Here is a 25,002-nt window from a genome sequence, read left to right as displayed (position 1 = left end):
GCCGCCGTCGTGCGCTCAGTCGGCATACGCCACCGCCGCCAGCTCGTCCCACGCGCCGCCGGGCGGCGGGGTGCGGTACTCGGTCGTGGGCGCGGCGTCGGAACGGATGAACGACATCGTGCCGCCGCGGCTGTAGAGCGGGCCGTGGAAGACGTCCGGGGAGCGGAAGAAGTACGCCCCCTCGCGCATCACGCCACGCGCTCCCATGAGGACGTCGCCGTAGATCTTGAACGACTCCTCGTAGACGGGGTGCGCCTCTTCGTCGGCCGAGCGCCAGCCCGGCATCATCGCCGCCAGGTAGATGTAGGCGGCGTCGTCCGACCGCAGCACCTTGGTCATCGCGCCCGGGTCGAGCGGCGTGTCACCGCTCCACGTCGCGGGCGTCCACTTGAGCCGTTCGGTGTGCGTGACGCGCGCGGAGGTCCCGCCTCCCTCGCCGGCGAGGAACCGGGGCGGTCCCCAGAACCCGCAGTAGAGCGTCAACCCGCGCACCGAGGGCACGAGGTCGATCGCCGCGCCCGCCGGGACGTGCACGTAGTCGTTGACCCCCAACGGCTCCCCGTCGAGCGAGCCCGCCCCGGAGACGACGTAGACGTCGGCCTCGGCGGGCAGCACACCGCGGTGCGGGGCGTTCAGCCGGAGCAGGAACGTCTCCGCGCCGTCGTCCGGGTCGGCGCTGAGCAAGCGCTTGCGCCCGCCCGCCGGGGCGCCGAAGTCGCCCTCCGGCACCGGGTGCCACGGCAGCTCGGCGCTGCTGACGAAGTCGACGTCAGACCTGTTCCACATAGGACGCCTTTCCGGGTGATTCGGCGGCCGGCGCGCCGAGCATCCGACCGAAGGACAGGGCGGGGGTGACGCTCATCCCGCTCACGAAGGACTTGCCGGACAACGCGCTGCCGCCCAGCACCTCGCCCGCCGCGTAGAGGTTCTCGAACGGCCCCTCGACGCCGAGCACCCTCAACCTCCCGTCCACGGCCAGGCCCGCCGGGCTCTTCAACGTCGTGCCGTGGTTGAGCACCGCGTAGAACGGCGGCTCGGCGACGGGCAGCGGCCGGTGCTCCCGGCCGAAGCGGTCCCGCGCGCCGGACGCCAGCGCCGCGTTGTACTCGGAGACGGTGGCCGCGAGCCCGTCCGGGTCGATCCCGGCCGCCTCGGCCAGCCCGGCGAGGGTCGCCGCGGTGGCGAACGACGGGTGGTCGGAGAACGCGGCGGCCAGCTCGCTGTCCGGCCAGGTCGGCAGCAGCGCGGGCGCGGCGCGCCGGATCGCCTCGTCGTAGACCACCCAGAACCGCAGGTCCGGCTGGTCGAGCAGGGCGTTCTCCCGCACGTCCACGCTCGCGTCGTCCTCGGCGACGAACCGCTCGCCGCGGGCGTTGACGTGGATCTCCCACGGCGCGCGGGACTGCGGCGTCAGCACCGGGAAGTCGTCCAGCGGCACGGTCTTGGCCGTGCTGTCGCGCAGCAGGACCCCGCCGTAGGTCGGCAGGAACAGGTCGCCGCCGCGCACCCGCGCGCCCAGGTCCACGGCCGCCCGCAGGCCGCTGCCGGTGGAGGTGGGCGCGCCGGGGCCGACCAGCGGCGCGCCCCCGGTCAGCCGGGGGAACAGCTCGGCGTTGCCCGCGTAGCCGCCGGAGGTGAGCACCACCGTCGCGGCCTCGATGTCGGTGACCGAGCCGTCCGGCCCGGTCACCGACGCGCCCTGCACCCGACCCGGACCGTCCGGGTGCAGGGCCGTCATGGTGTGGCTGCTCAGGAATTCGACGGACCCGGCAGCGCACCAGCGCTCGAAGCGCGGGAGCAGGACCTCCAGCACGGACCGCCCGCCGTTGCGGCCCCAGTAGGTGCGGGGCAGCGAGTACGGCTCGTGGAAGTACAGGATCGCCGGCGCGTCGGGGTCCATGTCGAACCCCGCGGACATCAGCCAGTCGACGGTCTCGGGCGCGCGCTCGACGGCCAGGCGCACGAGCCCGGGGTCGGCGGTGTTCTTGCTGATCCGCATGACGTCGTCGTAGTGCAGCTCGGGGCTGTCCCTGATGCCCTTGGAGCGCTGCAACGCCGTGCCGCCGGCGGACATCTGCGCCCACGACCGCCACAGCGTGCCGCCCGCCCGGTCGGCCTGTTCCACCACGGTGACCCGCAGGCCGGCCCTCGCCGCCTCGATGGCGGCGGGCAACCCCGCCGTGCCCGCGCCGACGACGAGCAGGTCGGTCGTGACGGTCCCGGTCACAGGGCGTCCACGAAGCGGGTCGTGACGAAGTCGGTCACCGGCTTGGACCGGTCCTTGACGATGCCCGAGCGGCGCATCAGCTCCAGGGCGGACTCCCACGCGGGCAGGTCCACCGACAGGTACTGGCCGTTGCCGGGCTTGCAGACCTCGGGCTGCGCCTCGGTCTTGAGCTTGGCCAGGTCGCGGTCGCTGACCTCGACCGGGTTGAACGCGCCGACGGCGGACAGGACCTTGTCCAGGTTCGACCCGTCCTCCAGGAACTGGTAGCCCTTGCGCGAGGCGCGCAGGAACCCGGTGATCGCGTCGGCCTGCCGGTCCAGGTCGGCGGTCTTGACGAAGTACGAGTCGCCGGGCATCTTCGCGAACTCGTCGGTGTTGAGGTAGTGCAGGTCGATCTTGCGCTGCTTGAACGATGCCTCCGAGCCGATGAAGGTGATGAAGCCGTCCACCTCGCCGCGGCGCAGGAACTCCAGCGACCCGACGTCCGCGCCGGTCACGACCTTGCGGACCTTGTTCGGGTCCAGGCCCTCGGCGACGGCCATCGCGTCGAGCAGCAGCTCGGTGGTGCCGCCCTTGGAGATGACGCCGATGGTCTTGCCCTGCCACTCGCTGGGGTGCTTGAGCGGCTTGGCCGGGTCGGAGGCGAGGCTGTACTGGCTGCGGTGGTCGCCGTGCGCGACGGTGATGATCGGCGTGCCGCTGTCGGCGATGAGGGGGCAGGTGATGACGGACGCCGCCTTGCCGAGCAGGCCCTGGCCCGCGGCCACCTGGGAGATCGAGCTGGCGGTGCCGGTGCCGCCGACCGGGGTGACCCGCAGGCCCTCGGCGGCGAAGAAGCCCTCCTGGATCGCGACGTAGACGTCGGCGTAGTTGATGAGGTGCTGGAAGGGCGTGACGAACACGGCCTCCGGCAGCGACTGGTCGACGGTGGCGGCCCCACTGTTCCCGGTGGACGGTGCGCAGCCGATGAGGAAGGTGCCGCCCGCCGCGGCGGTCACGGCGAACGCGCCGGTGCGCAGGAAGGATCGACGGTCCATGGTGTTCTCCTTGCGAGTCCGACTCAGAGGGTGGAAGCGCGCCCCGACGATTCGTGCCACGGGATGGCGAATCGGCGGATGCCGGCGACGACGGCGTAGAGCAGGAACCCCAGGACCGTCATGATGATCACGACGGCGAACAGCTGGTCGGTGCGCAGGCCGGCGAGCATGATCGTGGCGAGCGCGCCGAGCCCCTCGTCGCCGCCCAGGTACTCCCCGACGATGGCTCCGGTGATGGCGAAGACGATGCCCAGCTCGATGCCGGTCAGCACCGCGGGCAGCGAGGACGGGATGTCCAGCGAGATGACGCGCTTCCACCACGGCGCCTGGATGACCCGCATCAGGTCGCGGTGGCCGGGCTCGATGGAGCGGATGCCCAGGATCGTGTTCTGCGTCATCACGAAGAAGCTGATGATGGCCGCCATGAAGATCTTCGAGGTCAGCCCGAAGCCGAACCACAGCAGCAGCAACGGGACGATCGCGACCTTGGGCACCACCTGGGTGGCCACCAGGAAGGGCGACAGCACGCGCTCGACCGAGCGCATCTTGCCCAGCACGATGCCCATCGCCACGCCGACGACGACGGCGATCCCGAAGCCCACCACGGTCTCGTAGAGGGTGACGTAGGTGGCCTCGTAGATCATCCGCTGGCCGAGCAGGTCGATCAGCGCGAACCACACGTCCTCCGGCGGCGGCATGATCAGCTCACCGACGTCGAAGAGGACCGTGTAGAGCTTCCACGCCCCGATGAGGGCGGCCAGGATCAACGGCGTCGTGACCCACAACAGCCATCGGGGACCGGTCTCCTCGCGCGCGGCGCTGCGGCCGGGAGGGGGTGGTGCCTGAACTTCGCTTGCCATGCGGCGACCTCCTGGAAGCCGACGAACATCCCGCGTTGTAACGCTGTGCGGAACGGCGTACCGGATTGCGGCACTGTAAGCAGAGGTCGATTGCAGGGTCAAGGATTCATTGCGTCATTCGCCGGGCCGATTCGCCCAGGTGGACGGTGCGCACCGGGGTGGGCGCGCACAGTGAGCGACACGTTCCGCTGCGCGGAACGTGCTGGTGGGAGAGGTGTCAGGCGCGGTAGCCGAGGCCCGCCGACACGGCGGCGGCGGCCTCCACGACCAGCTCGCCGTACTCGGCGGTCTTGTCGTCGCCGAAGCGCGAGATCGGGCCGCAGACCGAGATGCTGCCGTAGACGCGACCGCTCGCGTCGAACACGGGCGCGGCGACGGAGCCGGCGTCGACCTGCCGCTCGCCCCGGCTGACGGCGTACCCGCGCGCGCGGATGCGGGTCAGCTCGGCCAGCAGCTCCTCGGGGCTCGTGACCGCCACCCCGGAGTTGACGCGCCGCTCCAGGTAGCCCTCGATCTCGGCCGGGCCGAGCGCGGCGAGGATCGCCTTGGACGAGCCGCCGACGTGCAGCGGGAACAGCTTGCCGAGCTGCACCGCCATGCGGATCTCCTGCGGGGACAACACCTGCGCCAGGTACATCCGCTGGTCGTTGTAGCGCGCCGAGACGGTGGCCGTCTCGCCGGTGCGGGCGACGAGCCGTTCCATGTGCGGCTGCGCCACCTTCGGCACCTCGAGGCGGTTGAGCGCGGCGAAGCCGAGGCTGACCGCGCCCGGACCGAGCCGGTAGCGCCGGGTGCGCTCGTCCACCACGCACAGCCCGGTGGCGACCAGCGTGCGCACGGCGCGGTGCACCACGGTCTTGCTCAGCCCCAGCATCCGGGCCAGCTCGGACACCCCGACGTCGGGTTCGGTGGACTCGGCCACGGCGAAGAGGATCTGCAACGCACGGGTGAGACCTGAACTGGTCTCGCCGTCCTCGCCGGCGCCGTTGCGCGCCGCCACCCCGCGCGTGGTCATGCCGCGGAGTATAAACAAGGCCGTCCGCGGGCGTGGCGCACGTCATGCCGCGCCCGATCGTTCCCAATGCTAAGAAAGTCGCCATGCACCAGACCGTGCTCGTCGTAGGCGGCGCAGGCGGCATCGGCGCGGCGTGCGCCGACCACTTCCGCGCGGCCGGCCACACCGTCGTCGTCCTCGACCGGGCGCACGGCCACGACGCGGCCGACCCGGAGTCCGTCGCCACCGCGCTGGACGGCGTCGGCCACCTCGACGCCGTGGTCCACGCGGCGGGCTCGGTCGGCCGCGGCGGCATCGAGGACCTCGACCTCGACCAGTGGCGCCGCGTCATCGACGACAACCTGACCAGCGCCGTGGTCGTCCTGCGCGCCGCGCTCCCCCTGATGACGCGCGGCGGCTCGGTCGTGCTGTTCAGCTCCGTCAACGGCCGGCACGGCGGCAACCGGCTCTCCGGTCCCGCCTACGCGGTGGCCAAGGCCGGGATCATCGGCCTGACCAAGCACCTGGCGAAGGACCAGGCCGGCCGCCGGATCCGCGTCAACTGCCTCGCCCCGGGCCCGGTCGCCACCCCGATGCTGGCCCGCCTGACCGCCGCGGAGCTGTCGGAGTTGCGCGCCTCGATCCCGCTGGACCACGTGACCGCGCCGGACGAGATCGCGGGCACCGTCGCGTGGCTGTGCTCCCCCGCCGCCGCCTCGATCACCGGCACCACCATCGACGTCAACGGGGGCATGTGGATCGGCTGACGGTCCACTGTGGAACGTGCCCGGCCGGAGGAGCCGCGGCGGACCTCGGCAACCGGTCCACCGGGACTCCCCTCGGCACGTCCCGGCCGTCGTGAAGGTCAGAGGGACGAGAAGTGCGCCGCGTCGCCCACCGCGGTGGTGCTCGTGACGCCGTCCACGCTCACCGGGACGTCGCCCGCGATGGTGATCCGGTGCAGGCGGCGGCGGGCGTCGTCGTAGTCGGCCACGCCGTAGTGCTGGGTGGCGCGGTTGTCCCAGATCGCCACGTCGCCGTCGGCCCACTGCCAGCGCACCGTGTTCTCCAACCGGGTCACCCGGTCCTGGAGCAGGCGGTAGACCGTCTGCGACTCGGCGCTCGTCAGCCCCACGATCCGCTTCACGAAATGGCCGAGCAGCAACGCCCGCTCGCCGGTCTCCGGGTGCACGCGCACCACGGGGTGCTCGGTCTCGTACCGCTGCGACCGGAACTCGTCGCGGTACGACTCCTCCTTCACGTCCACCCCGCCGATCCGGGTCGAGTCCACGTGCCCGGCGTAGTCGTAGACGTTGCTGTGCACCGCCCACAGCCGGTCCGCCAACGCCTTCAACGCGGGCGACAGCTCCTCGTAGGCGCGCGCGGTGTTGGCCCACACCGTGTTGCCGCCGTACGGCGGCAGCTCGACCGCGCGCAGGATGCTGATCGCGGGCACCCGGTCCACGAACGTGACGTCGGTGTGCCAGCTGTTGGCCTTGCCGTAGTCGGAGTCGATCGGCAGCACGTTGGCGTGCTCCCGGCCCTTGACCGTCGGGTGCGCGAGCGTCGGCTCGCCGAGCAGCCGGGCGAACGCGAGCTGGCCCGCGTCGTCCAGGTGGTGCTGGCCGCGGAAGAACACGACCTTGTTGGCCAGCAACGCCTCCCGGACGGTCGCGACGACCCCCTCGGACAGGTCGCCGCCCAGCCGGACGCCGTCGACCCGCGCGCCGATGCCCGCGCCGAGCCGGTGGACGGTGATCGTGTCGGAAAGCTGTGCGGTCATCGCCGTGTCCTCTCGTGGGAATGGGTTCGCATTCCACGATGGCCGGCCGCGCGCGACGGGCACAACATTGCACGGCGGTGAATTAAGTCGTCCCAGCACGCGGACGCGGTTGACACCCGCACCGTTCCCGGCACTTCGTTGCGCAGCGCAAAAAAGTGGCCGGTGTCCAGCTCCGCGCACCGCCGGCTCCATGATGTGGGACGGCGACCGAGCCCGTTGACCCCTCCTGACCTGGGTGTGAGGCTTCGAGACGTGAGCCAAGCCGTCAACCTCACCTCGCGCCGGCACGTCGATCTCCGACGGCAAGCCGGCGCGCTCTGTCGCGCCGGTCGTTGACCAGTCCCCCCTTGTCCGGGCTATTCGCGCCCGGTATTCCGGCCTGCCCGCATTTCCCCAGCAAAGGATTCGCCGTGATCAGCACGCGACGGAACTTCCTCGGCCTCACCCTCCTCGGCCTGACGGCGGCCACGGTCGGCTGCTCCACCGCGGGCGCCGGTGGCGGCGCCGAGACCAGGACGCTGCGCTACCAGGGCTGGGCGGGTGACGTGACCCTGCCCGAGCTGGCCGCCGACCTCGGCTTCCTGGGCGACGTGGAGCTGGAGTGGGTCGGCAACACGACCAGCGGCCCGCAGGACATCCAGTCCGCCGCCACCGGCCAGGTCGACTTCGGCGGCGCGTTCAACGGCGCGGTGGTCAAGCTCAAGGCCGCCGGCGCCCCGATCAAGTCGGTGATCGGCTACTACGGCTCCGACGAGGCGGCCTTCAGCGGCTTCTACGTGCTCCAGGACAGCCCGATCTCCTCGGCGCGCGACCTCCTCGGCAAGAAGGTCGGCATGAACACCCTGGGCGCGCACCACGAGGCGATGCTCGGCATCTACCTCAAGCGCAACGGCCTGTCCCCCGACGAGATCGGGAAGGTGGAGCCGATCGCGGTGCCGCCGGTCAACATCGAGCAGTCCCTGCGGCAGGGTCAGATCGAGGTCGGCGTGCTGGGCGGCATCCTGCGCGACAAGGCGTTGGAGAAGGGCGGCCTGCGCAAGCTGTTCTCGGACTTCGACCTGCTGGGCGCGTTCACCGCGGGCACGTACGTGTTCACCGAGGAGTTCCTGCGGGACAACCCGACCACCGTGCGGTCCTTCGTCAGCGGCGTGGCCCAGGCCATCGAGTGGAGCCGCACGACGCCGCGCGAGGAGGTCGTGGCGCGCAAGGTCGAGATCCTCACCAGGCGCGGGCGCAACGAGGACCCGACCGCGTTGCGGTACTGGAAGTCCAACGGCGTCGCCGAGAGGGGCGGCCGGATCGTGGACAAGGAGCTGGCGCTGTGGGTCGACTGGCTCGCCGAGCGCGGCGAGATCACCAGGGACCAGGTGAAGCTCGGCGACCTCTACACCAACGAGTTCAACGGGTTGGCGGCATGAGCGCGCACATCGCCTTCCGCGACGTGACCAAGCGGTTCGTGGTGCGCGACCGCGCGTCCCGGCGGCGCGCCGAGTTCACCGCCGTGCGGGGCGTGGACCTGGAGGTGGAGCGCGGCGAGTTCCTGGTCCTGGTCGGGCCGAGCGGCTGCGGCAAGTCGACGCTGCTCGACCTGCTCGGCGGGCTGACCGAGCCGAGCGAGGGCCAGGTGCTGCTGGACGGCGCCCCGATCACCGGCCCCGGCCTGGACCGCGGCGTGGTGTTCCAGCAGTACGCGCTGCTGCCGTGGCGCACCGCGCAGGGCAACGTCGAGTTCGGGCTGGAGGCGGCCGGCGTGCCGCGCCGGGAGCGGGCCGGCCGGGCCCGCGACTTCCTCGACCTGGTGGGCCTGAGCGGGTTCGAGGACCGGCACCCGCACCAGCTCTCGGGCGGGATGCGGCAGCGCGTCGCGATCGCCCGCAGCCTGGCCTACGACCCGGCCGTGCTGCTGATGGACGAGCCGTTCGCGGCCCTCGACGCGCAGACCCGCGAGTCGTTGCAGGACGAGCTGCTGCGGATCTGGCGGCGCACCGGCAAGACGGTCGTGTTCATCACGCACTCCATCGACGAGGCGGTCTACCTGGGCCAACGGGTCGCGGTGCTGACCTCGCGGCCGGGCCGGGTCAAGGAGGTCGTCCCGATCGACCTGGGCGACCGCGCCGACCAGGCCGACCCGCGGTCCGGCGCCGCGTTCGCGCGGTGCCGGCACCGGATCTGGGAGCTGCTGCACGACGAGGTCTCCCGCGCCCAGCAACAGGAGAAGGAGGTGGCGTCGGCATGACCGCGCTGCTGGAGTCACGACCGGCCGTGGACGAGGAGCGGCCCGCCGGCCGGGACCGGGTGCGGCGGCCGTCGGTCGCGCGCCGGGTCGCCGACGCCCTGGTGACGGCCACCGGCAAGGTGGCGGCGATCGCGCTGCTGCTGGCGGTGTGGGAGACCGCGCCCCGGCTGGGCCTGGTCGACGCGACGTTCCTGCCGCCGTTCTCCACCGTGCTCGACGAGTGGTGGCGGCTGGCGGGCGACGGCCGGCTGCTGGACCACACCGGGGCGAGCCTGGCCCGGTCGCTGTCCGGGTTCGGCCTCGCGGTGGCGGCGGCCGTGCCGCTGGGCCTGCTGATCGGCTGGTACAAGCCGGTGGCGACGCTGCTCGGGCCGCTGCTGGAGGTGTTCCGCAACACCGCGGCGCTGGCCCTGCTGCCGGTGTTCGTGCTGCTGCTCGGCATCGGCGAGACGTCGAAGGTCGCCATCGTGTTCTACGCCTGCACCTGGCCCATCCTGCTCAACACGATCAGCGCGGTGCGCGGCGTCGACCCGACCCTGCTGCGGCTGGCGCGGTCGGTGGACCTCTCCGGGTTCCGGCTGTTCCAGAAGGTGATCCTGCCCGCCGCCGTGCCGACGGTGTTCACCGGCATCCGGCTGGCGGGCGCGGTGTCGATCCTGGTGCTGGTGGCCGCGGAGATGGTGGGCGCGAAGGCCGGGCTCGGCTACCTGGTCAACGCCTCGCAGTTCAACTTCGCCATCCCCCGGATGTACGCGGGCATCGTCACGATCTCGGCCATCGGCGTGCTGTTCAACCAGGTGCTGGTCGCCCTGGAGCGCCGGTTCACGTCCTGGCGAGTCCCGGTCGGTTCCTGATCCCCCGAGCACGGAAGGAGACCTCGCATGACGCTCGAACTCGACGCGGACGTGCTGGTCGTCGGCGGTGGGCCCGCCGCGACCTGGGCCGCGCTCAAGGCCGCCGAGGACGGCGCCTCGGTGGTGCTGGCGGACAAGGGGTACTGCGGCACCAGCGGCGCGACGGCGTCCGGCGGCACCGGCGTGTGGTACGTGCCGCCGGAGCCCGAGGCCCGGGAGCGGGCCATGGCGAGCCGGGAGGCGCTGGGCGGGCACCTGGCCGACCGGCGCTGGATGGCCCGCGTGCTGGACGAGACCTACGACCGGATCAACGAGCTGGCCGAGGTGGCCCGCTACCCGTTCCCGGTCGGGCCGGACGGCGTGCCGCTGCGCAACGGCCTGCAAGGGCCGGAGTACATGCGGCGGCAGCGCGTCCGGGTGCGCCGGGCCGGGGTGCGGGTCCTCGACCACAGCCCCGTCACCGAACTGCTCACCGCGGCCGACGGCGCGGTGGCGGGCGCGGCGGGCTACCGGCGGCAGGCCGACCGGGAGTTCCGGGTGCGGGCCGGCGCGGTGGTGCTCGCCACCGGCGGCTGCGCGTTCCTGAGCAAGGCGTTGGGGTGCGACGTCAACACCGGTGACGGCGCGCTGTTCGCCGCCGAGGTCGGCGCGGAGCTGTCCGGCATGGAGTTCTCCAACGCCTACGGCATCGCGCCCGAGCACACGTCGGTCACCAAGACCGCGTTCTACAACTACGCCACGTTCTACCGGGCGGACGGCTCGGTGCTCGACGGCGCGGGCAGCCAACGCGGCCGGTCGGTGATCGCGCGGACGCTGCTCGGCGGGGAGAAGGTGTTCTGCAAGCTCGACCGCGCGGACGAAGCGGCGCGCAAGGCGATGCGACTGGCGCAGCCGAACTTCTTCCTCACCTTCGACCGGCTGGGCATCGACCCGTTCACCCAACCGTTCGCGGTGACCCTGCTGGCCGAGGGCACGGTGCGCGGCACCGGCGGCATCCGGATCGTCGATGACGGCTGCGCCACCACCGTGCCGGGCCTGTACGCGGCCGGTGACGCGGCGACCAGGGAGCTGATCTGCGGCGGGTTCACCGGCGGCGGCAGCCACAACGCGGCGTGGGCGATCTCGTCCGGGTCGTGGTCGGGGCGGGCGGCGGCCCGGTTCGCCCGCGCGCTCGGCCCGTTCGCCGCCCGGCGGCCGGTGACCGCCGCCGGCGGCGCGGGACTGCGCCCGACCGGCCCGACGACGGCCGCGTCCCCGGCGGACGTCGTGGCCGCCGTGCAGGCCGAGGTGCTGCCGTACGACAAGAACTACCTGCGGCACGGTGACGTGCTGCGCACGGCGTTGGGGCGGCTCGACGCCACGTGGTCGGCGGTGCGCTCCGGGCTGCACGCCGAGGGCGCGGACCTCGTCCGCGCCCGCCAGGCCGCGGCGATGGCCGCGCACGCCCGCTGGATGTACGCCTCGGCGCTCGTGCGGCGGGAGAGCCGGGGCATGGCCAAGCGGCTCGACTTCCCCGACCTGGACCCCGCCCAGCACTTCCGGATCACCTCCGGCGGCCTGGACGAGGTGTGGGCCCGGCCGCAGGAGGTCGCGGCATGATCGAGCTGGTGTCGGTCGCGCGGTGCGTCGCCTGCGACAAGTGCGTCGCGGTGTGCCCCACCAACGTGTTCGACCGGGGCGCGGACGGCGTGCCGGTGATCAGCAGGCAGCAGGACTGCCAGACCTGCTTCCAGTGCGAGGCGAACTGCCCGACCGACGCGTTGTTCGTGGCGCCGCAGACCCACCCGCTGCCCGCGGGGTCGTCCGCCCACGACGAGGAGCACCTGCGGCGCACGGGGCTGCTCGGCAGCTACCGCCGGGACATCGGGTGGGGCCACGGGCGCACGCCGGGCGCGGCGCGGGCGGTCGGTCCGGCGCTGTCCCCGTCCGGCCCGCCGCTGATCTCGTGAACGGCGGCGTCGCGGGCCGCGGCACGGCCGCCGCGGCGTTGCTGGGCGCCGTGCTGCGGCACGGGCCGGTCGCGCGCACCACCATCGCCCGGCTGACCGGCCTCAGCCCGGCGGCGGTGACGCGCAACTGCGCGGCCCTGGCCGGGCTCGGCCTGCTCACCGAGGTGGCGGAGGCGTTGCCGTACCGGGGCATGGGCCGCCCGCACACGCCGGTGGACGTGGAAACCGGCCGGCACCTGGTGGCCGGCATCCACATCGCCCACGAGCACTGCACGCTCGCGCTGCTGGACCTGCGCGGGCGCGTCCGGGCCCGGCTCCGGGTCCCGCACCGCGACCCGGACGACCACCGGGAGGTGCTGGCCACCGCCGCCGACCACCTGGTGCGGTTGCACGCCGAGCACCTGCCGGGGCACGTGCCGCTCGGCCTCGGCGTGGCCGCCGGCGGCTGGGTCGACACCGAGGCGGGCGTGCTGGTCGAGCACGCCTCGCTGGGTTGGCGGGACGTGCCCGTGCGGGACCTGCTCGCCGCGCGGACCGGCCTGCCGGTGCTGGTGGACAGCCACGCGCGGGCGTTGGCGCGGGCCGAGCAGCTGTTCGGCGCGGCGGGCCACCACGAGTCGCTGGTGCACCTGTTCGTCGGCAACGTGGTGGACGCGGCGATCGTCACCGGCGGCGGCACGCACCGGGGCGCGCGGTCGGCGGCGGGAGGCGTCGCGCACCTGGCGCTCGGCGACCCGGCGATCCAGTGCCCGTGCGGCCGCACCGGGTGCCTGGAGGCCACGGTGTCCGACCGCGCCTGGGCGTGGCGCGCCTACGGGTCGGGCGTGATCGACCGGCCGTCGATCTCGGACCTGGGCGACGCCGCCGTGGCCGGGAACCCGGCGGCGACCGCGCTGCTGGTCGACCGGGCCAGGATCGTCGCCCGCGCGGCGGCGCTGCTGTTCGACATCGTCAACCCCGACGTCCTCGTGGTCACCGAACTGGGTGTCATCCGGCTGCCCGAGTCCGCCGACGCGCTGCGCGCCGAGGTGGCCGCGGCGTCGCGCGTGTGCCCGTCGCCCTCGGCCGTGCTGCCGAGCAGCTTCGGCCTGGACGTCCTCGGCGTGGCGGCCGGGGCCGTGCAGCTCGACGCGATCTACGCCGATCCCCTCAACCTGCGCAACCCGATCCGATTGGGAGTCTGAAGTTGTCCGCACGCGAGCTGCACCTCAACGCGTTCCTCATGGGCGTCGGCCACCACGAGGCCGCCTGGCGGCACCCCCGCACCGACCCGCGCGCCCTCGACGACGTGGCGCACTTCCGGCACCTGGCGCGGGTCGCCGAGCGCGGCACGTTCGACTCGGTGTTCCTGGCCGACGGCGTGCAGATCTGGGGCGACGTGCGGCACACCGCCGCCAACCGGTTCGAGCCGATCACGCTGCTGACCGCGCTCTCGCAGGCCACCGAGCGCATCGGGCTGATCGCGACCGCGTCCACCGGGTTCAGCGAGCCGTTCAACCTGGCGCGCTTGTTCTCCTCGCTCGACCACATCAGCGGCGGGCGCGCCGGGTGGAACATCGTGACCACGGCGGGCGACCGGGCGGCGCAGAACTTCAACCGCGAGGTCAACGCCGAGCACGCCGAGCGCTACGAGCGCGCCGCCGAGTTCCTGGACGTCGTCACGGCGCTGTGGGACTCGTGGGAGGACGACGCGCTGGTCGTGGACCGGGAGTCCGGCGTGTTCGCCGAGGACGCCAAGGTGCACGAGATCAACCACAAGGGCCGGTTCTTCTCGGTGCGCGGCCCGCTGAACGCGGTGCGCAGCCCCCAGGGGCACCCGCTGCTGGTGCAGGCCGGGTCGAGCGAGGACGGCCGGGCGTTCGCGTCGGCGTGGGCGGAGGCGGTGTTCACCGCGCACCAGACGCACGGCGACGCGACCGCGTTCTACGCCGACCTCAAGCGCCGCGTCACGGCCCGGGGACGGGACGCCGACGACGTCAAGGTGCTGCCCGGGATCGTCCCGGTGCTCGGCGGCACGGAGGCCCAGGCGCGGGCGTTGGCCGACGAGCTGGACGCGTTGATCATCCCGGCGCGGGCGGTGCGGCAGTTGGCCGAGCTGATCGGCGTCGACCTGACCGACCACCCGCTCGACGAGCGGTTGCCGGAGTTCCCGCCGGTCAGCCGCGTCAACGGCGCGAAGAGCCGGTTCGAGCTGGTGCGCGACCTGGCCGTGCGCGAGGGGTTGACGCTGCGCCAACTGCTCGGCCGGCTCGGCGGCGGGCGCGGGCACCAGGTCGTCGCCGGCACGCCCGAGCAGGTCGCCGACCACATCGAGCTGTGGTTCACCACGGGCGCGGCGGACGGCTTCAACGTGATGGCGCCGCTGCTGCCGTCGGGCCTGGAGGACTTCGTGGACCACGTGGTGCCGCTGCTGCGGTCCCGGGGCCTGTTCCGCACCGAGTACACCGGCCGCACGCTGCGCGAGCACTACGGCCTGCCGCGCCCGGCCGGCCGGTACGCCGCGACCGCGCTGGTCTGACGCGTCGCGGGCCCGGACGACCGGCCACCGCCGCGATGCCCCGGTGCCACGCCGGCGGCGTGGCGGGTCCGGGCGGCACGGACGACCGGCGTGACGCGGCGGCGTCGTGAGTCCGGGCGGCACGAACGACCGGCGTGACGCCGGCGGCGTGGCGGGGCGGGGCGGTCTGCGGCACCGACCGACCGCGATCCCGGCGTCACGCCGGCCGGGTGCCCGGCCGGCGTGATCCGGAATTGTCGGTGGCGACCGATAGCGTGCCCCTCAATCGAGCAGGAGGGGGAGCATGACCGCCACCACGTACTTGGAGCTGTCCGAAGCGGGCGGCGGCGCGCACAAGTTCTACGAGGTGCGCGTCGAGGACACCGAGGTGACCATCACCTACGGGCGCATCGGGGAGCAGGGCCAGGTCCGCACCGCGACCTTCGCCGACCACGCCAAGGCGGTCAAGGCCGCCGAGCGGAAGATCGGCGAGAAGGTGCGCAAGGGCTACGCGCCCGCGGTCAGGGGCGTGCGGCAGCGCAGACCGGTCAGCAGGCGGCAGATCGTGAGCACCCGGTCGACGGCCCGCCAGGCCCCGGTGCTGTGGCGGTTCTCGTCCGGCGCGCCGGCGTACGGCATCTACGTCGGCGAGGACCAGGCGTGGGTCGGCAACGAGAACGGCGACATCTACACCCTCGCCCACGACGGCCGGGTCACCGGGCGGTTCGGCCTGCCGGACGCGGTCAAGTGCATCGTCGCCGACGACTTCTGGATCTACGCCGGGTGCGACGACGGCCGGGTGTACGACCTGGGGGCCAAGGTGCCCCGGGTGGCCTACGAGATCGCCGACGACGTGGACATCTACTGGCTCGACATCCACGACGGCGTGCTCGGCGTGTCCGACCGGCAGGGCCGGGTGACGGTGGTGGACCACGAGGACGAGTTCCAGTGGTCGCGCCCGGCCACCGGCGACAGCGCGTGGATGGTCCGCTGCGCGCCCGAGGGCGTCTTCCACGGCCACTCGCGCGGCGTCACGCACTACACCCACCGCGGCGACCGGGTCTGGCACGCCGAGACCGCGGGGCAGGTGCTGTTCGGCTGGCAGGAGCGCAGCGAGGTGTTCGCCGGCACGAGCCGCGGCCACGTGCAGCGCATCCGCAAGTCCGACGGCGCGCACGTGGCCGACTACCGCTGCGACGCGCCGGTGTTCTCCTGCGCCACCTCCCCCGACGGCGAGCTGGTGTTCGCGGGCGACAACCAGTCCTCGGTGTACTGCTTCGCCGCCGACGGCACGAGGCTGTGGAAGCTCGCGACCGGCTGCGGCTCGGCCTACTCCATGCAGTACCGCGACGAACGGCTCTACCTGGTGACGACGGACGGCTCGCTCGCGTGCCTGGACGCCGGCCCGACCGCCGTGCGGGCCGCCGAACAGGGCCAACTGCCCCCGCGCCGGGACATCAAGGCGGGCCCGATCGCCCGCGTCGAGCCCACCGCCGAGGTCGAGGTCGTCTCCCACGCCGTGCCGGGCGAGGGCGTCGTCGTGGAGTGCGTCCAGGAGGGCGGCCGGGTGCGGGTGCACGTGGTGTCGGACGGCTACGACCCGACGTGGGGCGTGCAGTTCCCGAAGAACATCCGCGTGCCGGGCGCGCGCTACCTGGTCACCGAAGTCCTCACCTCGGCCAGCGGCTCCTTCTACCGCACGCGCGGCGAGATCAGGCGACTGCGCTGACGGCTGCCCGGCCTCCAGCACCCACCGTCACCCGCCGGGTGGGCCGCCACTCCCGACCGCGGCCCACCCGGCGCACGACACCGACCACCTCCGCACCCGAACCCGCCCAGCCCACCCGACCGGCCACCGCCGGAGGCAACGGCGACCGGAGCGAACCCCACGGCCGGGAAGAACAACCCCGGCCGGTGAACCGCCCGACCGCCCACCCCGCGCCGCCGGGTCCCCGCGCCACCAGAGCCCCACCCCGCCGGAGGCCCACCCCGCCAGGACCCCGCCCCGTCAGACCTCCGCCGGGCTCCCTCGCTGTCGGATCTCCGCGCCGTCAGGATTCCGGCCGGGCAGGTCCCGCGCCGTCAGGTCGCCGCACCGCCCTCCGCCGGGAACCGGACCGACACCCGCCCCTCCTGCTGCCCGAGCCACGCGGTCAGCGCGTCGGCGCGGCGGGTTGGCCGCCAGGACTGCACGATGGTCAGCCGGCGGCCGCGTTGGCGGACCAACCGGGTGAAGAACTCGGTCAGCCGGACGCCGTCGAACGGGTCGCGGCCGGCCAGGAACAGCACCGTGCCGCGCGCCGACACGGCGTAGAGCACGTGACCGCCGGCGCCACCCGACGGCGGCCCGGTCAGCCCCTGCGCGGGCGCGGTGTGGACCCACAACGCCTCCGCCCCCGGGGGCGCGGTCGGGCGGACGCGCGGTCGTTGGAGCAGGACCGACTCGGCGAGCACGCCCCACCGGATCAGGTAGTTGCGCGCCGTAGGGACCGACAGGGCGATCCCGAACCGGCTGTTGACCAGCTCCACCACCGCCTGGTTCGTCCACAGCCAGTACCCGAGCCCGACCTGCTCCGGCCCGCACGTCGTCACGACCCTGATCGTCCAGAGCTGCTGCGCGTACGACAGCGCGAGCTGCTCGCCCCGCCGCCTGCCCCGCCGCCTGCTCTGCAACGCCTCCTCGCCCCGGCTCCGGTACTCGCGGTGCCAGGTGCTGATCGTCTGCCGCGACACCCCGAACACCCGCGCGACCTCCGCCCGGGAGACGCCCGACTCGACCGCGGCGATGGCACGCCGGCGCAGGGCCTCCAGTGCGTCGGGTGGCAGTCTGCGCGCGTCTTGGGCGGACATTGAGGTCACCATCCGTTCGTCCGATCACCGCGGTCAGGCGATGGTCACGGGAACCCGCACGATGGCCTCGTCGACATCGGATGTGCGAATGGCCAACGACATCTCCCACTGCCCGGATACGGGCAGGGAGATCGCGTCGGAGAGGTAATGCCCCGGCACACCGCCGTAACGCAACGGCACGGTCATCGGCCCCGGCGACCGCTCGGCGTGGCTCAGCGTCGCGCGCACCTCGGCCACCTCCCTCGGCTGCCCCTGCTCGTCCAGCACGGCCACGTGCACCTCGCTGCCGCCGGCCGCGCCCGGCGCCACCAGGGCCGCGACCTTGCCCCGCCCGGCCGCGCCGCCGGCGTCGAAGTCGGCCACGACGGGCTCGCCCGGCGCGGACCGCGCCACGGCGACCTCCTCCACCGCGGCGGGGTCGGTGTTGACCAGCACCGCGGTCAGCGCGAGCACCAGCGCCGCGATGCCCGCCTCCGCCGCCACGACCGCGCCGAAGCGCCGCACCGGCCCGGCGCCGGGACCGCGCGCCACCCGCCGCCGATCCGACACCGTGACCACGGGGAAGCCGTAGTGCCGCCGCACCCAGCGGCGGGCCGCCGCACCGAGCGCGAGGAGCACGGCCACCAGCGTGAGCTTGCCCAGCAGCACCCGCCCGTACGGGGTGCCGAGCAGGGCCGACGGGCTGTCCAGGAGCCGCCAGGACTGGAACGCGCCGGTCACGACCAGCACGAGCACCGACACCAGCGCCACCCGGGAGAACCGCGGCACCGCCACGCGCATCGCGGGCACGTCGTCGGACCGCACCACGACGGCCGCGACCACGACCAGGCCGCCCAGCCACACGGCCATCGCGGTGAGGTGCACCGCGTCCACCACCAGCGACAGACCGACCAGGCCGCCGGCCGCGCTGTGCGAGGCGGCGCTCCAGGTGAACGCGAGCAGGCACGCCGCCCCCAGCACCACCGCACCGCGACGACGACGTTCCACCTCCACGCCACCACGACGCAGGAACCGCACCAGCGCGAACCCCACCAGCCCCAGCACCAGCAGACGCACGAGCACCACCACGCCCAGCCGCGTGCCGATGGTGTCCACGACCAGGGACGGGTCGAGCGCGGCGGTGATCGGCCGGGACGTGGCGTAGGGCCCGTAGAGCAGCAGCACCAGGGCGGTGGCCGCGACCGACGCCCACCACCCGCTCACCAGCAGCGCGCGAACCCGCCGCCCGGCCACGGCGGCGGCCTGGCACCACGCGACGAAGAACGCCGCGCCGCCCAGCAGCGCGAACCCGGCGAAGGACAACCACCGGGACGTGCCGTAGGCCGCCACCGCGAGGCCGTCGGCCTCGACCTCGGCCTCGGCCGCCGAGGTCGACGGCCGGCCCACGCTGAACACGAACGCGCCCCGGGCCGGATGGGTGTCCGCCGACGTGACCTGCCAGTTCACCGTGTAGCTGCCGTCGGACAACGCCCTCGGCACGGACACCGCCAGCACCTCCGGCCTGCCCTCGGCGTGCGCGGGCGCGGCGGTGCCGATCAGGTCGCCGGCCGGCCCGACGAGCCGCACGGTCGCCAGGCCGAGGTCCACGGGCTCGCTGAAGGTGAGCGACACCTCGGCGGGCGAGGCGTCGAGCACCGCCCACCCGGCCGGGCTGGTCGAGACGACGGTGGCGTGCGCCCGGGCGACACCGGGCCCGCCCGGGAACGGCAGCAGGACCGGCACCAGCGCCAGGGCGAACGCGACGCACGCGCGCACGAACTTGTTCACCGCTTCTCCTCTCACCAGGGTGACGGGGGTGGGCGCGGGGTCGACGGCCGTCGAAGGACCGTCGACCCCGCGTGGTCAGACCCGTGCGGGCGTGTTCCCGGTGGACGGGGCCCGGTCGGCGTCCTCACCGGGTTCCGCCGCACGGGCCGACCCGTCGTCCGCCGGTGCGGCCGACGGCCGACGGCCGACCACGGCCAGCGCGAACGCGATCAGGCCGGCCAGCAGCCCCGCGCCGCCGAGCGCCCGGCCGAGCGCGTCCACGTCCGAGGCGGGCGCGGGCGGCGGCGGCGCGGACGCGGCGACCACGGACAGCGTCGGGGCCGGGTGCTCCGGCCTGGCCTCGCCGTCCCGTTCGACGTCGATCCACCGGACCACCTCGCCGCTGGAGTAGGTCTGCAACGCCTTGAACACCAGCTCGGTGCCCGCGGCGGGCAGCGGGCCCAGCGAGACGGGGAACTCCTGGAACTGGCCTGGCGGCACCGTCCCGCCCTCCCAGGCGATGGTCGTCACGGCCTCGGACACCGTGCGCTCGCCCACCCGGACGGGCGGGTCCACCGGCTCCGTCCGGGTGGTCGCGGTCCACCCGGGAACGGGTTGCACGGACGCGGAGGCGAACCGGTGGTCGGTCGGGAAGGACACCTCCACCCGGGTCGTCGAGGCGTCGTCGCGCTCGTTCGGCACGCGGAACACCACGCGGGCGTAGCCGCCCGGTTCGACGGTGCCCGGTGAGACGGTGACGTGGGCCGACGCGGTGGGCGTCACGAGGATCGTCGCGACGGCGGAGGCGAGCGCCGCCAGGACGAGGGTGAGCGCGGCGCGCCGCTGGGGGCTGGACATGGTTTTCCCTTCACCGGTCGGGGTTGCGTCGGGCTGGTGGGCGGTCACGCGTCAGCCGCCCAGGGGCAGGGGCAGCGGGAGGCCGACGGCGGGCGGGTCGACGTTGACGATGGACACCAGCCCGGCCATCCCGTGATGGGTCTCCGAGTGGGAGAAGATGTGGCAGTGGATCATCCACTTGCCGACCCTCGTCGGTGTCCAGATGAGGTCGTAGGTCTGCCCGACCCCGACCAGCACCGTGTCCATCTGCTGCGGTGACGGCAGCCGTCTGCCGTCCTGCGCCACCAGGTCGAAGTGCCCGAGGTGCAGGTGGATCGGGTGGATCATCTCGGGGCCGGCGCCGATCAGCCGGATGCGCACCCGCTCGCCGACCCGCGCCCGCAGCGGCGCGGTGGCCGGGAAACCCTTGCCGTTGAAGACGAAGCCCAGCGGGCCGTCGCCGATGATCAACCGGTAGTCGCGGTCCGAGGCGATGTCGCCGAACCTCGGCACGACCTCCAGCGAGCCGTACAGGCCCTTGCCCTCCTGGTCGCCGTGCATGTGCGAGTGGTACCAGTGGGTGCCGGTGCTGATGGCCTTCCACTGGTAGGTGAAGCTCTGGCCCGGCTCGACCTCCGGCTGCGTCAGGCCGGGCACGCCGTCCTGGTCGTTGGGCAGGTCCATGCCGTGCCAGTGCAGCGAGGTGGGCTCCGGCAGGTCGTTCTGCAGCACGAAGCGCACGGTGTCGCCCTCGTTGATCCGGATCACGGGTCCGGGCACGATCCCGTTGTAGGCGAACGCCTCGCGGACGTTGCCGGGCGAGACCTCCCAGGAGATCGGCGCCGCCCGCAGCTGGAACACCTTGACCCCGTTGACGACCTCGTACGGCGCGAGCCTCGTGCCGTCGCCGAGGTCCTCCCCCGCCGCGGCCGGCGGCACGGGGTCCGCGACCGGCGTCCGCGTCGTCGTGCCGGACGCCGTCACGCCCACCACGACGGCGGACAGGGAGAGCAGGAAGACCATCAGGACCGGCAGGGCCGTGCGCCGTCGGCGCTTGCGGGGCGCGTCGGTCGGGAACATCTCTTCGCTTGCCAACTCGGTGGACATGGGCCGCCTTCCGCAGGGCAGCGCGGGGCCGGGAAGCCGTCGGGGGGACGGCTTCCCGACCACGCGGTGGGGGTTGTCAGCAATCGGTGGCGAAGGTGATCGGGTGCCGCTGACGACAGGTCAGCAGGTCGTTCACCGGGTTGGAGGGCACGTTCTGCACCCAGCCCTCGTAGACCAGCGGCACGGCGAGCACGCCCATGCCGCCCATGCCCACGTGGTCCACGACCCGGTCGTCGGTCGCGGTCGTGGGGCTCGGGTCGAGCACCATCTTGCCGACCACGGCGGCGTCGGCCGGGTTGCCGTCGCCGTTCGGGTCGATGTCCACGACGGCCATCGTGTTGGCGAACTTGCTGGAGACGTAGGCGTAGTAGCCGCCGCTCCGCTTCGCGCCGTAGTTGATGCCGTGGCAACCGGAGTCGCACGGCAACCACTTGACGATCTCGTCGGTCTTCGGGTCGATGACCGTGATGTTGGACGACATCGTGTTCGCCACGAGCAGCGCGTTGCCGTCCGGGCTCACGGGGAGCTGGATCGGCAGACCGCCGTGGGGGCCGCGCTCGCCCGCCACCGGGTCGTAGTTGCGCCACAGGTCGATCTGCTTGCTGTGCAGCGTGGCGCCGCCGTCCTTGCAGGCGTTCTCCTTGAGCGAGATGCAGGAGACCGTGCCGCCCATGAAGTTCGCCTCGTACGCCTTCGCGCCGTCGGGTGTGATGCCGGTGGCGATGGGCAGTTCGCCGGTGGCCTCCTTCCGGATCGCGCCCGACGCGATGTCCACGATGGTGGAGTCGTAGCTGTTGACGTTCGGCGTGACCATGGTCTTGCCGTCACCGGTCATCCAGTGGGCGTGCGGGTTCGCGACCTTCTCGCCCGGACCCTGCACCGGGATGCGGCGGTCGATCTTCGTCGCGCCCGGCGACAGCTCGACCACCGACGCGCCGCCGTTGAGCGCGACGTGGAGCTGGTCGGTGTCGGTCCTCGTCATCACGTGCGAGGGGTCCGGCCCGACCTCGATCTGCCGCACGAACCGGCCCGTCGCCCGCTCGAAGACGTCGAGCTTGTTGCCGAACCACTCGGTTTGGTAGATGTACTTCTCCTCCTTGTCGGTCCACATGTTGTGCGGGTTGTTCATGTTGATCTCGGGCAGCGCGACCTTGCGGTCCACCGTCCACGAGGAGACGTCGACCTTGGTCGCGGTGCCGGACTTGGTCTTGTTCGCCGTCTTCTCCATCTGGGTGTCGATCCAGACCTCGCCGACGCCGGGCGTGCCGGGGCGCTGGTTCAACGCGGGCAGGGTCTTCGGCGTGTTGAACTTGCTCTTGAAGTAGGCGTCGAGGATCGGCACGAGCTGCGGGTTGCCGTTGGAGTCGTGCATCAGGATGGGCGCGGGCGGGAACGTCGGGTTCCAGGTCCGCGCCTCGGTGTTGCTGAACTTCTGCCAGTTGTTCGGCGAGGTGATGTTGAAGAACTTCTGCACCAGCTGCGCGATGATGTCGGCGTCGGACGGGACGTTCAACGCCCGGCTGTTGACCTTCAGCTTCTTGCCGAAGTCCAGGCCGGGGGTCAGCGGGTCGTCCACGACCACCGCGCCGAGCATGTACGGGTGGATCTTGCAGACGAACGCGTAGAGGCCCGGTTCGGTGAGCTGCGCGGTCGTGCTGCCCACGAACGCGCCGGGCTGGTCGAACGGGAAGCCCGCCGCGTTCTCCGGCCAGATCAGGTTGGTGATGGTGTGCGCCGACTCCGCGGCCGGGGCCGAGATGTCGAAGTTCACCGTCACCGGCAGGCTGATCGTGGTCGTCTGCACGTACTTCTGGATGTCGGCGAGCACCTTCATCAGCTCCACGCCGACCGGCAGGTCCAGCAGCGCGGTCTTGGCGTTGGCCGGGCGGGCGGCCATCTGCTGGGACAGCTGGCTGATCAGCGCGTTCGCCCTGATCAGCCGCAGGTCGAGCGGTGGCAGCACCTTGCCGATCGCGGTGCGCAGGTTGTCGAGCCCGAGCAGTTGCGCCGGGTCGACGCCCAGGCTGGAGATCAGCGGCGAGCCGGTGTTGAACGCCAGCTGCGTCAGCCGCGCCAGGTCGCCGTTGAGCAGGTCGCTCGCGGCCGAGCCGAGCAGCGCCCCGTTGCCGAGCAGGGGCAGGCCGTCCAGCGGCAGGCCCGGGAGCAGCCCGCCGGTCTTGATCCTGGGCAGCTCGGCCACGGCCAGGGACCGGGTGCCGAACAGGTTGAGGTTCGTGTCGTACCAGGAACCCTGGGCGTCGGTGAGGTGGAACGACACGGGGATCGGCCCGACGCCGATCGGCAGCCCGCCCGAGCCGGTGGTCGTCGTCGGCGCGGGCGCCTGCGTGGTGGTGGTCGTCGTGGGCGCGGTCGTGGTGGTGGTGGTGGTCGTGGTCGGGCCCGTGGTGGTCGTGGGTGTCGTGCCGCCGACCACCACCGTGCCGAGCATGTCCGGGTGGAAGCGGCAGCGGTAGTTGACGGTGCCCGGGCTGGTGAAGGTGAACGAGTAGGACTCCCCGGCGTTCACGTCCGCGGACAGCGGACCGCCGGTGACGCTGTGCACGACGCCGTTGGTCTCGTCGTTGGACCACCGGACCGTGTCACCGACGCTCACGTTCAGCGTCGGCGGGTTGTACTGGAGGTTCCGCATCGACACCGTGAACGTGGCCGCGGTGGCCGCCGGGGCGTTCAGCAGGACCCCGACCACGGTGAGCAGCAGCGCGGATCCGAGCGCGATCGCCCGTGTCCCGCGACGGCGTCTCCTTCCCGGGGAGAACAAGCGTGGTACGTGTGGAGAGCGCATCGATTTCCCTTCTGGCACCTGTTACGGCACATCGGAAAACCTCCACGCACGACCGCCTGCACACCGTCGGCAGTAGCTGAAGTCGTCACCGTGAAGGCACCTCAATACATCCACGGGCAATGTCGGCGGGATTGCGCAAACGTTAACGGTCCGTCAACTGGCTCGCACCAAACGGCGTTCGGCGATGTGACCAACACCTAACTAAACACCGTGGCCGAAGCGATTCACGACACCGGACCACTTCCGCCCGAATCAGCAAAACACCAGGTCAAGGCACCTGAAGAAGCGGAGCCGAGGCCCGACGGGTGACAACTATTTACTGTGCCAAGTTAATACCCGACAGTCCGACCACCCGAGCGTAGGCGACGATTCGTCACGTCTGCGCGGAGGGGTGTTGTAAAAACACATATCCCTCTGCCAGCATGGCTTCGCGCACCCATACCGGGACGGTCGCCGCGACAATGCGCGGGCCGACCGAACGAGAACAGCGAGGGGATATGACTTCCTCCACGAGCACGCGCGAACGCGGTCGACCGATTTCCCCGGGCAACGGGCCGCGCCGCCGGAAGGGCCCGCTCGTCGCGCTGGCCGCGGTGGTGGTCACCGGGGGCATGGTCGTCCGCGTCGTCACCGACGAGGAGGCCCCGCCCTCCGCACCGCTCACCCACGTGGTCGTCTACGAGGTCACCGGGCCGGGCGGCAAGTCGCCGGAGATCAGGTTCACCGCGGAGGGGGTGAACAGCAGCGAGAAGGTCGAGGCCGTCGACCTGCCGTGGCGGCGGGAGCTGACCATCCCGGCCGGCCCGGGCCTGGGCGTGGCGCAGGTCATGGCGGCCAACGGCCAGGGCGAGTCGATCTCGTGCACCATCACCGTGGACGGCCACGTCGTCGCCAACAACACGGCCAAGGGCGAGTTCGCCACCGTGTCGTGCTCGAACATGATCACCCCGGCGACGGTCGCCGGCGGGTGACCGGCGGGCGCGGACCGGCGCGATCCGCACCCGCCGGGCCGCCGCGCCCGGTGACTCCGATGTGGACGGTCACCCGCACGCCCCCGCCGCAGTGGCCACCCGCACGGCACCGTCCACGGTGGTCACCCGCACAGCCCCGCCGCGGTGATCACCGGCGCGGCCCCGCCGCGATGGTCACCCGCACGGCCCGGCCACCGCGGTCACCCCCACAGCCCCGCCAACGGCGGTCACCCGCACGACACCGTCCACGG

22 protein-coding genes are annotated in these 25,002 nt (G+C 72.7%); 11 read left to right on the top strand and 11 right to left on the bottom strand.

The features are described from left to right. Positions 1–15 precede the first annotated feature (15 nt). The 5 genes from ACWEFJ_RS10300 to ACWEFJ_RS10280 all read right to left on the bottom strand — a co-directional run bounded on the left by ACWEFJ_RS10300 (position 16) and on the right by ACWEFJ_RS10280 (position 5,139). On the bottom strand, positions 16–786 hold the full coding sequence (locus ACWEFJ_RS10300) for a hypothetical protein (RefSeq protein ID WP_449713560.1): 771 nt from the start codon (positions 784–786) through the stop codon (positions 16–18). Further along, entirely contained in the window at positions 770–2,227 is a 1,458-nt protein-coding gene (locus ACWEFJ_RS10295) for an FAD-dependent oxidoreductase (protein ID WP_449713559.1), read from the bottom strand. Before ACWEFJ_RS10295 ends, ACWEFJ_RS10300 begins: the two co-directional genes overlap by 17 nt. Then, entirely contained in the window at positions 2,224–3,264 is a 1,041-nt protein-coding gene (locus tag ACWEFJ_RS10290) for an ABC transporter substrate-binding protein (RefSeq protein WP_449713558.1), read from the bottom strand. Before ACWEFJ_RS10290 ends, ACWEFJ_RS10295 begins: the two co-directional genes overlap by 4 nt. A gap of 23 nt (positions 3,265–3,287) precedes the next feature. Further along, positions 3,288–4,124 (bottom strand): ABC transporter permease, encoded by an 837-nt coding sequence (locus ACWEFJ_RS10285; RefSeq protein ID WP_378093627.1) that lies wholly within the window; start codon positions 4,122–4,124, stop codon positions 3,288–3,290. Positions 4,125–4,341: 217 nt separating this feature from the next. Beyond that, positions 4,342–5,139, bottom strand: coding sequence for an IclR family transcriptional regulator (locus tag ACWEFJ_RS10280; RefSeq protein ID WP_378093629.1), 798 nt, complete (start codon positions 5,137–5,139; stop codon positions 4,342–4,344). An 83-nt stretch (positions 5,140–5,222) separates the two neighbouring features. On the opposite strand from ACWEFJ_RS10280, the gene ACWEFJ_RS10275 reads away from it, so the two are divergent. Continuing rightward, positions 5,223–5,885: an SDR family NAD(P)-dependent oxidoreductase gene (locus ACWEFJ_RS10275; protein WP_378093631.1), complete on the top strand. Its 663-nt coding sequence runs from the start codon at positions 5,223–5,225 to the stop codon at positions 5,883–5,885. Between the two features lie 98 nt (positions 5,886–5,983). Here ACWEFJ_RS10275 and ACWEFJ_RS10270 read toward each other — a convergent pair whose 3' ends face one another. Beyond that, positions 5,984–6,901 (bottom strand): TauD/TfdA dioxygenase family protein, encoded by a 918-nt coding sequence (locus ACWEFJ_RS10270; protein WP_449713557.1) that lies wholly within the window; start codon positions 6,899–6,901, stop codon positions 5,984–5,986. A gap of 162 nt (positions 6,902–7,063) precedes the next feature. Between ACWEFJ_RS10270 and ACWEFJ_RS10265 the strand changes: the two genes are divergently transcribed. The 9 genes from ACWEFJ_RS10265 to ACWEFJ_RS10225 all read left to right on the top strand — a co-directional run bounded on the left by ACWEFJ_RS10265 (position 7,064) and on the right by ACWEFJ_RS10225 (position 16,166). Next, entirely contained in the window at positions 7,064–7,237 is a 174-nt protein-coding gene (locus ACWEFJ_RS10265; protein ID WP_449713556.1) for a putative leader peptide, read from the top strand. A 74-nt stretch (positions 7,238–7,311) separates the two neighbouring features. Further along, a complete protein-coding gene (locus ACWEFJ_RS10260) occupies positions 7,312–8,319 on the top strand; it encodes an ABC transporter substrate-binding protein (RefSeq protein ID WP_449713555.1) in 1,008 nt (335 codons plus the stop codon). After that, positions 8,316–9,137: an ABC transporter ATP-binding protein gene (locus tag ACWEFJ_RS10255; RefSeq protein ID WP_378093637.1), complete on the top strand. Its 822-nt coding sequence runs from the start codon at positions 8,316–8,318 to the stop codon at positions 9,135–9,137. Before ACWEFJ_RS10260 ends, ACWEFJ_RS10255 begins: the two co-directional genes overlap by 4 nt. Beyond that, the gene (locus tag ACWEFJ_RS10250) at positions 9,134–9,991 is read left to right on the top strand and encodes an ABC transporter permease (protein WP_449713554.1); all 858 of its coding nucleotides are present in this window, start codon (positions 9,134–9,136) and stop codon (positions 9,989–9,991) included. Before ACWEFJ_RS10255 ends, ACWEFJ_RS10250 begins: the two co-directional genes overlap by 4 nt. A 27-nt stretch (positions 9,992–10,018) precedes the next feature. Further along, positions 10,019–11,590, top strand: a complete 1,572-nt coding sequence (locus tag ACWEFJ_RS10245) for an FAD-dependent oxidoreductase (RefSeq protein WP_449713553.1) — start codon at positions 10,019–10,021, stop codon at positions 11,588–11,590. Further along, complete coding sequence (locus ACWEFJ_RS10240; RefSeq protein WP_449713552.1) at positions 11,587–11,940, top strand: 4Fe-4S dicluster domain-containing protein; 354 nt, start codon at positions 11,587–11,589, stop codon at positions 11,938–11,940. Before ACWEFJ_RS10245 ends, ACWEFJ_RS10240 begins: the two co-directional genes overlap by 4 nt. Beyond that, positions 11,937–13,124 (top strand): ROK family transcriptional regulator, encoded by a 1,188-nt coding sequence (locus ACWEFJ_RS10235; RefSeq protein WP_378093643.1) that lies wholly within the window; start codon positions 11,937–11,939, stop codon positions 13,122–13,124. Before ACWEFJ_RS10240 ends, ACWEFJ_RS10235 begins: the two co-directional genes overlap by 4 nt. Positions 13,125–13,126: 2 nt before the next feature. After that, the gene (locus tag ACWEFJ_RS10230; RefSeq protein ID WP_449713551.1) at positions 13,127–14,458 is read left to right on the top strand and encodes an LLM class flavin-dependent oxidoreductase; all 1,332 of its coding nucleotides are present in this window, start codon (positions 13,127–13,129) and stop codon (positions 14,456–14,458) included. Positions 14,459–14,741: 283 nt separating this feature from the next. After that, complete coding sequence (locus tag ACWEFJ_RS10225; protein ID WP_449713550.1) at positions 14,742–16,166, top strand: WGR domain-containing protein; 1,425 nt, start codon at positions 14,742–14,744, stop codon at positions 16,164–16,166. Positions 16,167–16,519: 353 nt separating this feature from the next. On the opposite strand, the gene ACWEFJ_RS10220 is transcribed toward ACWEFJ_RS10225, so the two are convergent. The 5 genes from ACWEFJ_RS10220 to ACWEFJ_RS10200 all read right to left on the bottom strand — a co-directional run bounded on the left by ACWEFJ_RS10220 (position 16,520) and on the right by ACWEFJ_RS10200 (position 23,684). Then, the gene (locus ACWEFJ_RS10220; RefSeq protein ID WP_449713549.1) at positions 16,520–17,287 is read right to left on the bottom strand and encodes a helix-turn-helix domain-containing protein; all 768 of its coding nucleotides are present in this window, start codon (positions 17,285–17,287) and stop codon (positions 16,520–16,522) included. Positions 17,288–17,320: 33 nt separating this feature from the next. Further along, positions 17,321–19,054 carry a copper resistance CopC/CopD family protein gene (locus ACWEFJ_RS10215; protein ID WP_449713548.1) on the bottom strand — a complete coding sequence of 578 codons (1,734 nt, stop codon included), beginning with the start codon at positions 19,052–19,054 and terminating at the stop codon, positions 17,321–17,323. Positions 19,055–19,129: 75 nt separating this feature from the next. After that, a complete protein-coding gene (locus ACWEFJ_RS10210; RefSeq protein ID WP_449713547.1) occupies positions 19,130–19,891 on the bottom strand; it encodes a YcnI family copper-binding membrane protein in 762 nt (253 codons plus the stop codon). Between the two features lie 51 nt (positions 19,892–19,942). Beyond that, positions 19,943–20,977, bottom strand: a complete 1,035-nt coding sequence (locus ACWEFJ_RS10205; protein ID WP_378097207.1) for a multicopper oxidase family protein — start codon at positions 20,975–20,977, stop codon at positions 19,943–19,945. Between the two features lie 76 nt (positions 20,978–21,053). Beyond that, the gene (locus ACWEFJ_RS10200; RefSeq protein WP_449713546.1) at positions 21,054–23,684 is read right to left on the bottom strand and encodes a cupredoxin domain-containing protein; all 2,631 of its coding nucleotides are present in this window, start codon (positions 23,682–23,684) and stop codon (positions 21,054–21,056) included. Between the two features lie 593 nt (positions 23,685–24,277). On the opposite strand from ACWEFJ_RS10200, the gene ACWEFJ_RS10195 reads away from it, so the two are divergent. Continuing rightward, on the top strand, positions 24,278–24,751 hold the full coding sequence (locus ACWEFJ_RS10195) for an MmpS family transport accessory protein (protein WP_378097213.1): 474 nt from the start codon (positions 24,278–24,280) through the stop codon (positions 24,749–24,751). Positions 24,752–25,002: the final 251 nt, after the last annotated feature.

It is taken from the genome of Actinosynnema sp. NPDC004786 (assembly GCF_053601135.1).
This window is presented reverse-complemented; position numbering and strand designations above follow the sequence as displayed.